This window comes from Pseudomonas sp. 06C 126 (assembly GCF_001855215.1).
Taxonomy (GTDB): domain Bacteria; phylum Pseudomonadota; class Gammaproteobacteria; order Pseudomonadales; family Pseudomonadaceae; genus Aquipseudomonas; species Aquipseudomonas proteolytica.
In genome coordinates, this window is sequence record NZ_MIFU01000125.1 from 1 (window position 1) to 13,617 (window position 13,617).

Genomic DNA, 13,617 nt, shown 5'->3' on the forward strand with positions numbered 1-13,617 from the left:
GCTGGGCCATGGATGGCCCATCGCGGCGGCCCCCCAAATCAATGTCGGATTACGGGCACACCGAGCCTAGGCGAGGTGCCGAGTGGTGGGGCAAGAGCGCTTTGGTTACTTTCGCGCTCTTCGAAAGTGACCCGCTGTAAGAGCGGAACCTTAAGTGGCCATGACCGCAGCAACGGATATGTACCCAACCCCAAGAACCATCGCAGGCAAGCCAGCTCCCACACTCATCGCATTTCACACACCGATTTTCGATTGTCACACTACAATGTCCCTCCCCCCTCTCCGGAGCCGACATGGACATCGAACTGGCACGCACTTTCCTGGAAATCACCCGCTGCGGCAGCCTGGCCGCAGCCGCCGAGAAGTTGCACGTCACCCAGACCGCCATTACCGCACGTGTGCAAAAGCTCGAAAGCCAGCTCGACAGTACGCTGTTTGTGCGCAACCGCGCCGGGGCGCGCTTGACTGCCGATGGCGAGGCGTTCGTGGTGTATGCCAATCAACTGGTGCAGACCTGGGAAGCCGCACGCCGTGACCTGCCGTTGCCCGAGGGCTATCGCAATGTGTTGCATATCGGCGGCGAAGTCAGCCTGTGCAATCCGTTGATGCTCGGCTGGGCCAAGGCCCTGCGCGAGCATATCCCCAGCCATGCACTGCGCACCGAAGTGCGTGACGGTGAATACCTGTTGCGCCAGCTGGAACTGGGCGTGCTGGATGCCGCGCTGGTGTTCCAGCCGCAGTACTGGCCGGGGTTGCAGGTGGAGCAGGTGCTGGAGGAAAAACTGATCCTGGTGCGCCTGGCCGCCCGTCCCGATCCCTATGTGTATATCGATTGGGGCCCGGGCTTTCGCCAGCAACACGACGCCGCCCTGCCCGACAAGGCCCGCGCCGCGGTGAGTTTCAACTTGGGGCCACTGGCCCTGCAATACATTCTGGAGAACGGCGGCAGCGGCTATTTCCGCACGCGGGTGGTGCAGAGTTACCTCGAAAGCGGAGTAATGGAGCGTGTGCCCAAGGCTCCGGAGTTCAGTTTCCCGACTTACCTTGTGTACTCGCGCGAACGCGATTCGGCGATCCTGCAACAGGCCCTGGTGCTGCTGCGCGGGGTGGTCAAGGCCGAAAGCGATTGGTCGCAACGCTGGGATCCGGTGCTTTGAACCCCTGCCCATGTTAGCCTCCTGATGTTTTCTCCTGGTCTGCCCTGTCGATGAACAAGAAAAAATCCGTCACCATCAGCGACATCGCCAAGCGGGTCAATATGACCACCATCACGGTGTCGCGGGCGTTGAGTAAACCCGACCTGGTCAAGCCCGCTACCCTGGCACGCATCCTTGAGGTGGCACGCGAGCTGGACTACGTGCCCAACGCCTTCGCCCGTGGGCTCAAGCGCAGCGAAAGCCTGATCATCGGGGTGATCACCGCATCGGTCGACAACCCGTTCTACAGCGAGATGATCAAGGCGATTTCCCGCGAGGCGAAAAAACACGGCTATACCATCATGCTGGTGGACACCGACGAGCTGGAAGAACTGGAAAGCAAGGCCGTGGACACCCTGCTGGGTTATCGCGTGGCGGGGATCATCCTGTCGCCGGTCTCCGACGAGCCCGACTACCAACCCGATTACCTGGAGCGCCTGGGCAACGGCAAGACGCCGGTGGTGCTGCTCGACCGCACGATCCACGACAGCCCGTTCAGCCGCGTGGTGCTGGACAACTACCACAGCGGGATCGAAGCCGCGCAATACCTGTTGCGCCACAACCCGGCGCTCAAGCGCCTGCTGGTGCTGACCGGGCCTGAGCATTCACGCATCACCGTAGAGCGCCTCAAGGGCCTGCGCGAAGTACTGGCCGAGCATCCCCAGGTGCAGGTCCAAGTGTGCGCCGGCGACTACACCTTGATGCCCTCCTACCTGCACACCCTCGACTACCTGGCCGCGCACGCTGCGCCGGACGCGATCATGGGGTTCAACCAGTTGATCACCCTCGGGGCCTTGCGCGCGCTGCGCATGCACAACATCCCCCACGACAGCCTGACCATCTGTGGCATCGACCGCTTGCCCTTTGCCGATATCTTCGGCGTACCGATTGCCTGCGTGGCCCACGATGCGTCGCTGGCCGGCAGCAGTGCGGTGCGCCTGTTGCTCGACCGCCTGCAAGACCCGTACAAGCCGCGGGACAAGGTGGTGATTGCCGGCACCCTGGAAAACGGCTAGCGGCTGGTGTAGCCGCCATCGATCGGCAGGCTGACCCCGCTGATCATGCTCGCCGCCTCGCTCAACAGGAACAGCACCGGTAATGCCACTTCGTGCGGCTGGGCGAAGCGTCCCAAGGGTATCGCCGCCAAGGCCGGGTCGCGCTTGGCCGGATCGGACCAGGCCTGTTGCGCCATCGGCGTCAGGGTCACGGTGGGGTTGACGCTGTTGACCCGGATCCCGAAACGCCCCCATTCAGCACATTGCACGCGGGTGATCGCATCCAGGGCGGCCTTGGACGCGCAATAACCGAGGTGGTCGTCCAGTGCCACCAGTGAAGCCTGGCTGGAGACGTTGACGATGCTGCCAGCAATACCTGCGGCGATCATCGCCGCCGCCACTCGGCTGGCGACTTGCGCGGCGGCGCGGGCGTTGACGTTCATCACCAGGTCAAAGGCTGCGCTGCTGATCGCCGCTGCCGGCTCCAGGCGCGAGATACCGGCGCAATTGACCAGGCCATGCATCGGCGGCAAGTCCTTGAGGGCCGCGTCCAGGGAGGCGCTGTTGGCAATATCCAGGCACAGGGTTTCGCAACCCAATTGCGCGAGCGCGTTGGCGTCACGGCCGATGGCAAAAACCTGGGCGCCGCTGGCGAGCAGTTGCAGGGCGATTTCCCGGCCGATGCCGCTACTGGCGCCGGTGACGAGGATGCGTTGGTGGGTGAAGTCGAAGGTGGTGGTCATCAATGAATATCCCAAAGCAATAGAGAGCCCATGTGGGAACTGGCTTGCCGGCGATGGCGGCAGGTCAGCCAGCAGATTTATCGACTGATACACCGCTATCGCAGGCAAGCCAGCTCCCACATTTTGGTCCGTGTTCACTTAACCCGTTTGCAGGCTGTGCATCACCGGCTTGAGTGCCGGATACAGCTTCAGGTAGTCGGCAAAAGCGCGGTCGTATGCCTGCACATTCTCAGCCCCAGGCTCAGCCCGCAGCTCCAACTGCACCCAGCCTTTTTCCATCTGCGCGGTGTCCACCAGCCCCACCGTATGCGCCGCCAACAACGCCGCACCCAATGCCGCCTCCACTTCCTGGACGATGGTGTACACCGGGTAGCGGGTCACATCCGCAATGATCTGCATCCACAAATCCGAATGGCTCGCCCCGCCCACCACGATCAACCGTGGGTCCAGTGAATGGGCACCACGCATGCCTGCCTCGATGTTGTGCCGCAGGGCAAAACTCACGCCTTCGAGCACCGCGCGGTACAGGTGGATGCGGCTGTGATACAGGTTCAGGCCGACAAAACTGCCGCTGGCCTGGTCATCCCATACCGGGCTGCGCTCACCCATCAGGTACGGCAAAAACAACAGCCCCTCACTGCCCGCCGGGATCTTGCGCGCGCTCTGTTCCAGCAGCCACAGGCTGTCCTGGCCGGTGTCTTTGGCCTGTTGTTCCTCGGCCTGGCAGAACTGCTCGCGAAACCAGCTCACCGAGGCGCCGGCGGTAATCGCGCCGCCGAAGATGTACAGGTCCTGCTGACCGTTGTAGACGTGGGGCATGCTCACCAGGCCATGCCGGGCATCCACCTGTTGGTTGAGGTAGCCCCAGCACATGCTGGTGCCGATCATCGCCACGTGGTTGCCCGGCCGGGTGACGCCGGCCGCCAGGGTCGCCATGGCCGCGTCGACGCCACCGGCCAGCACCGGCATGCCCGCCGCCAGGCCCAGGCGTTGCGCCCATTCCGGCAGCAGGCCGCCCACCGCTTCGCCCGAATACAGCAAGCGCTCGGGCATCATCGCCAACGGGATATCCAGCGCCGCCAGCATCTCGGCAGACCAGCCCCGCGCGGCCACATCGTAGATACCGCCGATATTGCCGGCGCTGCTGTGATCCACCGCCACCTCACCGGTCAGGCAGTAGTTGATATAGCTGTTGGGCGGCAGCAGGTAGCGGGTGTTGGCCCAGACCTGGGGTTGGTGCTGCTTGAGCCAGAGCATCTTGGTGAAACCGTAGTAGCTGTCCACCGAGTTGCCGGTAATCGCGAACAGGCGCTCCAGGTCGACATGTTCGCGCACCCAGGCCACCTGCTCGCCGGCGCGGCGGTCCATCCAGATCAGGCACGGATGCAGCGGCTTGATAGCGGCATCCACGGCAATTCCCGAGCCGCCGTAAAGGCTGCTGATACACAGCGCCTTGACCGCCTCCTTGTGTACACCGGACTTGGCCATGCAGTGGTTGACGCAACTTTCGACCGCATCCAGCCAGACCTGCGGCCACTGCTCGGCCCAGCGTACTTTCGGGGTATCCACGCGATAGCCCTGGCTGTGCTGGGCGATGATCCGACCCTCGCCATCCACCAACAGCGCCTTGGTGCTTTGGGTGCCTATGTCTACGCCAATCACATAATGCATAGTCATTGTCCTGGCTTGAGCAGCACCTTGATCGACTTCACCGAGTTGGCCAGGTCGAACGCTTCAGCCCAGTTATCCAGCGGGAAGTCATGGGTGACGATGCCCTTGGACGTCACCAGGCCACGTTCGAACAGGTCGATGGCCACCGGGTAGCAATACGGCCCCAGGTGCGCGCCACGTACGTCCAGCTCCTTGCGGTCACCGATGATCGACCAGTCGGCGCTGGTCTCGGCACCGAATACGCTGAACTCGACAAAGCGCCCCAGCTTGCGGATCAGCTCCAGGCCCTGGGTCACGCCGGCCGGCACGCCGGTGGTCTCGATGTACACGTCGCAGCCGTAGTTGTCGGTCAGGCTATTGATGATCTCGCGGGCGTTGTCCCGGGCGGGGTTGATCACGACATCGGCGCCGTATTTTTTCGCCAGCGCCAGGCGCTCGTCGACCATGTCGATGACCACCAGTTTTTTCGGGGTTTTCAAGGCGGCCACCTGCACCATGCACAGGCCCAGGGTGCCCGCGCCGGCAATCACCACCACGTCATCGAGCTGCAGGTCGCCACGGTTGACCGTATGGATCGCGCAGGCCATCGGCTCGATCAAGGCCGAATCTTCCAAAGACACCGACTCGGGAATCTTGTGCACGATGGCCGTCTTGGGGATACGCATGTACTGGGCCATGCCGCCTTCGGCCACTTCACGCTGGAAGCCGAAGATGTTGTGCACCTCGCACATCCAGTACTTGCCGGACTTGCAGAAACGGCACTTGCCACAAGGCACGATCTGCTCGGCGATCACCTTGTCGCCCACCTTGACCTCGAAGTGCTCCTCGGCGCCCTCGCCCACTTGCTCCACGTAGCCAAAAAACTCATGCCCCGGCACCACCGGCGCCTTGACCCAGGGGTTGTCGCCGCCCCAGAACATCGCCGCGCCCGAGTGGCATTTGCAGTCACTGGCGCAGATGCCGCAGGCGGCAATGCGGATCACCAGTTCATTGGGCCGCGCCTGGGGTTTGCTGATGCGCTCCAGGCGGTAGTCTTTCGGGCCGTGGCAGACGACGGCTTGCATTTGGGTGTGCTTATCCATGGTGTACTGACCTTTATTGAAGATGAGAGAGCCCGTCGCGGCCACGGCGGCCGCGTTGCGGTGATGGTTTTTTTTACTTGTGGCGCTGACGGCTGATAAAGATCGCCAGCAAAATAATTGCGCCCTTGATCACGCTCTGCACATAGGGCGAGACCCCGAGCATGTTCAGGCCGTTGTTCAAGACCCCGAGCAGCATGGCGCCAAGCAAGGTGCCGACAATCACCCCGCGCCCACCGGCAATCGAGGCGCCGCCCAGGACCACAGCAGCAATCGCATCCAGTTCAAAACCGATGCCCGCATTGGGCTGGCCACTCATCAGGCGCGAGGTCAGCACCAGCCCCGCAATCGCCGCGGTCAGACCACTGAGGCCGTATACCAGCAACTTGAAACGCGCCGCCCGCACCCCGGACAAGCGCACCGCTTCTTCATTGCCGCCAATGGCGTAGATATAGCGACCGATGCGCGTGTGTTGCAGCAGCACATAGGCCACCAGGTAGGTGACCAGCATGATCAGGATCGGTACCTGGATGCCCAGCAGGCTTTCACGGCCAAAGAACGCGAACCACTCCGGCAGCCCGGAAATCGGATAGCCGTCGGTGTACATCAGGCCAAAGCCACGGGCGATGCCCATGGTCGCCAGGGTGACGATGATCGGTGGCATATGCAGGTAGGCCACGAACAGACCGTTGCCGATACCAAACGCCACGCCGATCAACAACCCGGCGCCAATCGCCAGGCCCGGCGGCAGGCCCGCGACCATCAGGCCGGCGGTCAGGGTGCCGGACAAGGCCATCACCGGCCCCACTGACAAATCGATGCCACCGGTCAGGATCACGCAGGTCATGCCCACCGCGATGATCGCGTTGATCGACACTTGGCGGGCGATATTGGACAGGTTGCTGGCGGTGAGGAAAGTATCACTGGCGACGATCATCACGGCCGTGACCACCAATAGCCCGATAAACGGATAAAACGCCGGCGAGCGCACCAGCCGCGCCAGGTTCAGGCGCAGCCAGCCGGTCTCGGCGCGGTTAATGGACGTATTCACTTGAGCCCCCTGTTGCATGGCGCATAACCTCTTGTGGGTTGACGGCGGACGCTTCCAGTACCTTGACGATCGCGCCTTTGTGGAACACGGCGACGCGGTCGCACATGCCGATGATTTCCGGCAGCTCCGAAGAAATCATGATGATTGCGTAGCCTTGCTCGGTGAGCTTGCGCATCAGCGCGTAGATCTGTGCCTTGGCGCCGACGTCGATGCCACGGGTGGGTTCGTCGAACACCAGCACGTCGCAGTGATGGTTGATCCAGCGTGCAATCACCACTTTCTGCTGGTTGCCGCCACTGAGGTTGAACACCCGGCTTTCGCCACTCGGGGCCTTGATCGACAGCTGGCGCATCAGCTCATCGACACTGGCGCACTCCTTGGTTTTGTCGATCAGGCCGCAGGCACCCTGGTATTTGCGCAGGTTGTTGATGGAGATGTTTTCGCGAATGCTGAAATCGGTGATCAGGCCTTCGCTCTTGCGGCTTTCCGGTAGCAGGCCGATGCCCTGGGCCAAGGCCTGGGCCGGGTCGTCGAGGCTGACTTTTACCCCGCGCAGCCACACATCCTTGGTCACCGACGCCAGCGCGCCCATCATGCCCAGGGCCAGTTCGGTGCGGCCCGAGCCGACCAGCCCGGCAAACCCGAGTATTTCGCCCTGGTGCAGCTGGAACTGGTTGTGCGGGCCGTTGCGCTTGAGCTGGATGTCCTTGACCTCCAGCAGCAACGGCCCGCGCGCGGCGGTGGGTTTGGGGGGGAAGCTGCATTCCAGTTTTCGGCCCACCATCATCTCGACCAGGCGGTCGATATCGCTGTCCGCCACATCCGTCACGCCGGCGTTGCCGCCGTCGCGCAATACGCTGATGCGGTCGCACACCTGGAAAATTTCTTCGAGGTGATGGGAGATGAAAATCACGGCCACGCCCTGGCGCTTGAGCTCACGCATGATCTCGAACAGCAGCTCGGCCTCGCTTGGCGTAAGGGTCGCGGTGGGTTCGTCGAGCACCAACAGCCGCGCATCCAGGGCCAGGGCCTTGGCGATCTCGACAAACTGTTGCTCGGCCACGCTCAGGTGCTTGACCGGGCATTGCAGGTCGATGCTCACGCCCAGGCGTTGGAACAACGCCTGGGACGCTTGATGCATATCGCGCTTGCGCAGCAGGCCGAAGCGGTTGTTCAGCTCGTGGCCGAGGAAAATGTTTTCCACTGCCGTGAGGTAGGGAATCAGGCTGAACTCCTGGAACACAATGCCGATGCCAGCGGCAATCGCGTCACGATAGGTCGCGAACTGCTGCGCCTGGCCGTCGATCAGGATGCGCCCTTCATCCTGGTGCTCGACCCCGCCGAGGATTTTCATCAGGGTCGATTTACCCGCGCCATTTTCCCCGAGCAAGGCATGGATTTCGCCGCGCTCCACTTGCAGGTTGATGGACTTGAGGGCTTGCACCCCCGGGTAGCGTTTACAGATGTTTTCCAGTTGCAAAAGACTGCTCATGCCGCCGACCTCTCGTTCAGAAGGGTGCCCAGGGCCCCACGCTTGACGTGGGGCGCGGACGGTTTACCAGCTGAAGTCCTTGGCCTTGGCCTGGTCGATCAGAGTGATATCCACCGGGAGGGTGGCGGGCACTTGCGAGCCCCACTTCTTGGCCAGGGCGATGCCCAGGGCCAGGCGGATCTGGTCGCGCGGGTATTGCGCCGAGGTGGCGATGAACTTGCTGCCAGGCTTGAGGATGGCCTTGATCGCTTCCGGCGCACCGTCGACGCTGACCAGTTTGACGTCCATGCCGCTGGCCTCGATGGCCGACAGTGCGCCAAGGGAGCCGTTGTCATTGACGCTGAAAATGCCCTTGAGGGTGGGTTGGGCCTGGAGCATGTTTTCGGTCACGGTCAGTGCCTGGTCACGCTCTTGCTTGCCGTTCTGAATGCTGACGATCTTGATCTGTGGATGCTTGGCCACGGCCTCCTTGCAACCGCGCACGCGCTCGAGGATCGGCACCACGGCGATGCCGTCGAGGATTGCGATATTGCCGGCGTCACCGATGTTTTTCGCCAGGTATTCACAGGCCTGGAAGCCGGCGTCGAAGTTCTTTGAGCCGACGAAGGAGTCCAGCGGGCCATCGGCCTGGGCGTCTACCGCGACCACCACGACACCGGCGGCATGGGCCGATTTGACGGCGGACTGTACGCCCACCGAATCCGTGGGGTTGATCAGCAGGATATCGATGCCCTTTTGCAGCATGTCTTCGACGTCGCTGACCTGCTTGGACACGTCGTGGCGGGCATCGGTGATGATCAATTGCGCGCCGATGGTCGCCGCTGCGTCTTGCAGGGCATCTTTCATGGTGACGAAGTACGGGTTGTTGATTTCCTGGAAGGAAGCGCCAATGCGCAGAGGCGCAGGCCGGGTGTCGGCCAGGGCGACGGTGGAGATGCTTAGAGCCAACAAACACAGGGTTTTGCGAAGCATTTTCATGGCGTGGGTCTCTGTTTTGTTTTTATTTTTAGAGCAAATGTTATCGTTAACATTTTGGCAGAAGCTAGCAAGTAAATGAGGCAGGTGCAAGCCCCTTGCGCCTGTCGGGGCGAGCTCAGTTCGCAAAATTGGCAGGCCGGACTAAGCTTGGTCCCCAACAAAAAATATAACGAGCGCCGCCATGACCCATCCCACCGAGGCTTTTCGCGAACGCTACCGCGCCGCTGTCCACCCGCGCTATAACCCGTGGCTGCATGCCGGCTTTGTGCTCAGCTACGGTTTGCTCTGCATCATGCTGGCCTGGGGCAGCACCCAACGGATTCAAGCCTGGGAATGGCTGACCGTGCCCCTGACACTGGTGTTCTTCAACCTGTGCATTTACCTCGTCCATCGCCACCTGGGCCATCACAAACATGGGTTTGCCAAGCTGTTTTATGCACGCCACACCGGTGATCACCACAGCTTCTTCACCCCCGGCCACATGACCTATGACAGCCCCAGGGACTGGCGGGTGATTCTGTTTCCGGCCTGGCTGATCGTGCTCCACAGCCTGGCCATCACCCTCCCCGCCTGGTGGCTGCTCAAGCAACTCAACCCGAACGTCGCCGGGCTGTTCGCCGGGTGCATGATCCTCGGTTACCTGCTCTACGAAACCTTCCATGCCTGCGAACACCTGCCTGCCGGGCACCCCTTGGCCCGCTTGCCATGGATCCGCCATATGCACCAACTCCATGCGTTGCACCACCGCCGCGAATTGATGCAAGGACGCAACTTCAACATCGTGCTGCCATTGATGGACTATCTGTTCGGCACGCTGCACTGGGAGCCCGTCTCAACCCCCTCCAAAGACTCTCGGGAAGCACCATGAGCCAAAAAATCCGTCATCTGCTGTTGCTGGTATTGATCGCCATCGTCGCCTTTTTGCTGCTGATGCCCACCGAGGTCCAGCCGGTCAACTGGGCCCCGCCCAAGGCTCCGTCCCTGCAAACGGGGCCCTATAGCGAGAACCAGCGCCTGAAGGATGTCCAGCGCATTGGCGCCCAGGACATCGCCGGGCCCGAGGCCTTGCTGGTGGATGCCCAGGGGTTGCTGGTCACTGGCCTGCATGACGGGCGGATCATCCGCACCGCGCCAGACAGCAAGACCCTGGAAGTGCTGGCCAACACCGGTGGCCGCCCACTGGGCCTGGCACTGCACCCCGACGGGCGCCTGATCATTGCCGATGGGATCAAGGGCTTGCTGGCCTTGGACGCCCAGCGCAGGTTGAGCACCCTGAGCACCAGCGCCAACGGCGTACCCTTCGGGTTTACCGATGATGTGACGGTGGACGCCGCCGGACGCTATGGCTATTTCAGCGATGCCTCCAGCCGCTGGGGCTATGGCCAGGATGGTGAAGCGGTGATCGAGCATGGTGGCGACGGTCGGTTGTTGCGTTATGACTTCAGCAACGGCCAGACCGACGTCTTGCTCGATCATCTGCAATTCGCCAACGGCGTGGCCCTGGGGCCAGATGAAAGCTATGTGTTGGTCAATGAAACCGGGGCCTATCGCATCAGTCGCTATTGGCTCAAGGGCGACAAGGCGGGTACCCATGACCTGTTTATCGACAACCTGCCAGGGCTGCCGGACAACCTCACCTTCAATGGTCGGGATCGGTTCTGGGTGGCGCTGTATTCGCCGCGTAACCCACTGCTCGATGGCTTGGCCGGTTACCCCGCGATACGCAAGATGATGGTGCGGGCGCTGATGGTGGTGCCCAAGCCCATCGAGCGCAAAGCCTTTGTGCTGGGGCTGGATGTGAATGGTCAGGTGGTGGCCAACCTGCAGGATGGCAGCGCGGGCAACTATTCACCCATCACCAGCGCCCGCGAAGAGGGTGAGTGGCTGTACCTGGGTTCGCTGAAGAACACCAGCATGGCGCGCTTGCCGCTGAAACTGGCATTGGCTTTGTAGGAAACGACGAAGCCCTCAAGGTCAATGCAAGACTTGAGGGCTTCGTCGCCGGCAAGCCGGCGTCTACAGGATCAACGTACGATGGTCTGGCTGCAGATATGCCCCAGGCTGACGTACTGCGAAATATTGCCGCCTACGCCAACACCCGGGAACTCCTTGAGCTCAATGCGCCAGCCGCCCATGTTGAACCAGGTGCGCCAGTTGTAAGTCTGGCCGGACGAGCTGTCCGGGTAGACCACATTGAGATCGCCGGAGCAGGTGCCCAGGTCGACGTTGCCGGACGCCGCGCCGGTGACACCGGTCTTGGCCTCGTAGTCGACCCAGTGGTAGTTGATGGTGTTGTCGAAGCGTTTGTCGACCCGCAGCACCGGGGTCACGCCACGCAGCGGCTCACCGGTGCTGTCCGACCACTGGGTGCTCCAGCTCAGGCTGCGAGCAGCCTGGGTGGCCAGTTGCATGATCGAACTGGGGATACGCACCACGTTGTCGCCATTCACATTGCTCTGGTTCAGGCGCGGCGCCGAGCCAAAGGACAAGATGTATCGCGCCTGTGGGTTGAGCGCCACTGCCGGGTTGGCCCGCACCCGCACCTTGACGACGTAGCCCGGGGTAAGGCTTGGGTAGGTGGAGGTGTTGTTGGGCTGGATCACGACCCAGTTGTTGCCATCGAAGCGCTCGAAAATCCACTGCTCGCGTGTGCCCGCGCCGTCATCGCCGAGGAACATGCCCACGCCCTGGCCACGCAGCGAAGTGAAGTCGAAGTAATCGACATCGTTGACGCTGTCGAGGTTACCGGCCAGCTGGTTCAGCGCATCCGGCAACGCGAACGCGGTTTGCGCGGTGTCATTGGGCTCGAAGGCGTCGATATTGCTGTCCACCGCCACGCCAAAACTGAACTGCGAGTTGCTCGCGGTGTTGGCCACCATGTACCAGTAATAATCGCCGGCGGGCATTACGCCGTTGAGGTATTCGTCGGCGCTGCCTGCGTTATCAGAGGTGCCCAGCAGCGTCAGGTTGCCTTGGCCGTCGTCATGGAACAGGCTCAACGACATATCGGTGCCGGCGCTCTGGTTCAGCAACTGGACCTGGATGCGCGCGCTTTGCGCCAGGTTGAAGTGATAGGCCACCTCCGCCCCGGTCTCCACGCCGGTCACGTTGTACAGGGTGTTGATATCCAGGGTCGGGAACAGGGGGGCAAAGGCTGCAATCGCTGCGCCTTGCAGGTGTTTCTCGCCCGGTTTTTGCAGCGCATCAACCACCGTATCCACCGGCGCGCTGCTGGCTGCGGCCTTGCTTGCCACCGCCTTGGCCTTGCCGGCCTTGGCCGCCTGGAGTTTTTGCTTGAGTTCGCCCGCAAGCTTGGACGACTCGACCTTGCCCCCCACTTTCAGCGCCTGGTCGACCGCATGCTTGACCGCCTGGGCGGACAGTTTGGCCGGGGCTTGCGAAGGGTACTGCTCGGCCAGGGCAAAGGCCGAAACGAAGCAGGAGGCCGCCATGGCCGCGCCCAGCATAAAGGCTTTTTTCGATTTCATTTTTTATCCATCCATAGTTAAAAAATTTGTGGCTTGGGTGCGCGGTGAAATCCGTTCACCTGGGATGGACTGTAGGATATGACTGTATGGATGTACAGTATTTTTTCAGATAAATGCGGGAAGGATCCGATCAGCTCTGTGGGAAGAAACGACAAAGCCCAGGCGCTGCTGGGCTTTGGTTTGCTCGGCTACCACTTGCGCCAAACGACCCAGGTCGTCAACGCCATGAAATAGATGAACGAGAAGTAAAACGGCCACGTTGCCCAGCGCTTGAGTGCCAAGGGGACTGAGTCCAGCTCTTCCCTGGTCACCTCATTGCTCTTGATATGGGTTTTGGGCTGCATGAAAAAACCGATGAATATGCTCATACGCATGGTTCTATCGATACGTTTATTCCTCCCCCAAAAACGCTTGTTGCATTGGACCGCCTTGTTCTCGCTGAAATAGCTTTCTAACTCTTCGAGTTTCTTATATTCGGCGTATAGGAGTAGCCCCACCGAAACAACCATTCCAACTGCCAGCGCTGTAAGGATCAATGTGTACAACGACATGTTCAGATTCCTGCTGGCTTGTACAAAAGATCACCCACCTCTTCTCCAAAAATCCCTCCCGCAGTCCCCCCGCCGAACCCGCCAGCAGCACCACCGACAACCCCACACGCCAACCTCCCTTGCCCCTTCGTAACTACACCTAACACAATGTTGCAGGTGGACCGCGCGAGGCTAGCCCCTATTGACCCACCCGCTGCGGCCCCCAGAACCCCGCCAACCAACCTCCCGCCTTCCACATACCTCGCCCTGCTACACAACTCCCCCCGATCCTTCATACACGCCTCCTTGATCTCCAACCCCGCCACCCCCACATCCAGCGCCAGCCCCACATACGTGCCATTGCCCAAAAACTTCGACGTCTGGGCAATGCTCT

General features: G+C 61.5%; 12 protein-coding genes and 1 pseudogene. 4 read left to right on the forward strand and 9 right to left on the reverse strand.

The window, feature by feature from the left end:
• Positions 1–293 precede the first annotated feature (293 nt).
• The gene (locus BHC62_RS23935) at positions 294–1,157 is read left to right on the forward strand and encodes a LysR family transcriptional regulator (RefSeq protein WP_029293277.1); all 864 of its coding nucleotides are present in this window, start codon (positions 294–296) and stop codon (positions 1,155–1,157) included.
• 50 nt (positions 1,158–1,207) lie between these two features.
• Positions 1,208–2,212: a LacI family DNA-binding transcriptional regulator gene (locus tag BHC62_RS23940; RefSeq protein ID WP_029293275.1), complete on the forward strand. Its 1,005-nt coding sequence runs from the start codon at positions 1,208–1,210 to the stop codon at positions 2,210–2,212.
• Here BHC62_RS23940 and BHC62_RS23945 read toward each other — a convergent pair.
• The 6 genes from BHC62_RS23945 to BHC62_RS23970 form a co-directional block, all read right to left on the reverse strand.
• Positions 2,209–2,934 carry an SDR family oxidoreductase gene (locus tag BHC62_RS23945; RefSeq protein ID WP_070996391.1) on the reverse strand — a complete coding sequence of 242 codons (726 nt, stop codon included), beginning with the start codon at positions 2,932–2,934 and terminating at the stop codon, positions 2,209–2,211. The two genes, BHC62_RS23940 and BHC62_RS23945, sit on opposite strands and share 4 nt — an antisense overlap.
• A gap of 138 nt (positions 2,935–3,072) precedes the next feature.
• Positions 3,073–4,605 carry an FGGY-family carbohydrate kinase gene (locus BHC62_RS23950; protein WP_070996392.1) on the reverse strand — a complete coding sequence of 511 codons (1,533 nt, stop codon included), beginning with the start codon at positions 4,603–4,605 and terminating at the stop codon, positions 3,073–3,075.
• A 2-nt stretch (positions 4,606–4,607) separates the two neighbouring features.
• Complete coding sequence (locus BHC62_RS23955; RefSeq protein WP_070996393.1) at positions 4,608–5,687, reverse strand: alcohol dehydrogenase catalytic domain-containing protein; 1,080 nt, start codon at positions 5,685–5,687, stop codon at positions 4,608–4,610.
• Between the two features lie 73 nt (positions 5,688–5,760).
• Positions 5,761–6,753 carry an ABC transporter permease gene (locus BHC62_RS23960; protein ID WP_029293819.1) on the reverse strand — a complete coding sequence of 331 codons (993 nt, stop codon included), beginning with the start codon at positions 6,751–6,753 and terminating at the stop codon, positions 5,761–5,763.
• Entirely contained in the window at positions 6,719–8,227 is a 1,509-nt protein-coding gene (locus tag BHC62_RS23965) for a sugar ABC transporter ATP-binding protein (protein ID WP_070996394.1), read from the reverse strand. The genes BHC62_RS23960 and BHC62_RS23965 overlap by 35 nt, the downstream gene beginning before the upstream one ends.
• 63 nt (positions 8,228–8,290) lie before the next feature.
• Positions 8,291–9,205: a substrate-binding domain-containing protein gene (locus BHC62_RS23970; protein ID WP_029293268.1), complete on the reverse strand. Its 915-nt coding sequence runs from the start codon at positions 9,203–9,205 to the stop codon at positions 8,291–8,293.
• 181 nt (positions 9,206–9,386) lie between these two features.
• Between BHC62_RS23970 and BHC62_RS23975 the strand changes: the two genes are divergently transcribed.
• On the forward strand, positions 9,387–10,073 hold the full coding sequence (locus BHC62_RS23975; RefSeq protein WP_070996395.1) for a sterol desaturase family protein: 687 nt from the start codon (positions 9,387–9,389) through the stop codon (positions 10,071–10,073).
• The gene (locus BHC62_RS23980) at positions 10,070–11,158 is read left to right on the forward strand and encodes an SMP-30/gluconolactonase/LRE family protein (protein WP_070996396.1); all 1,089 of its coding nucleotides are present in this window, start codon (positions 10,070–10,072) and stop codon (positions 11,156–11,158) included. The genes BHC62_RS23975 and BHC62_RS23980 overlap by 4 nt, the downstream gene beginning before the upstream one ends.
• A gap of 71 nt (positions 11,159–11,229) precedes the next feature.
• Here the strand turns inward: BHC62_RS23980 and BHC62_RS23985 are convergent, their stop codons facing one another.
• The 3 genes and pseudogenes from BHC62_RS23985 to BHC62_RS29125 form a co-directional block, all read right to left on the reverse strand.
• On the reverse strand, positions 11,230–12,693 hold the full coding sequence (locus BHC62_RS23985) for a hypothetical protein (protein ID WP_029293262.1): 1,464 nt from the start codon (positions 12,691–12,693) through the stop codon (positions 11,230–11,232).
• 188 nt (positions 12,694–12,881) lie between these two features.
• On the reverse strand, positions 12,882–13,244 hold the full coding sequence (locus tag BHC62_RS23990; protein ID WP_070996397.1) for a hypothetical protein: 363 nt from the start codon (positions 13,242–13,244) through the stop codon (positions 12,882–12,884).
• Between the two features lie 2 nt (positions 13,245–13,246).
• Positions 13,247–13,617 (reverse strand): annotated as a pseudogene (locus BHC62_RS29125) (hypothetical protein); the annotation flags it as partial.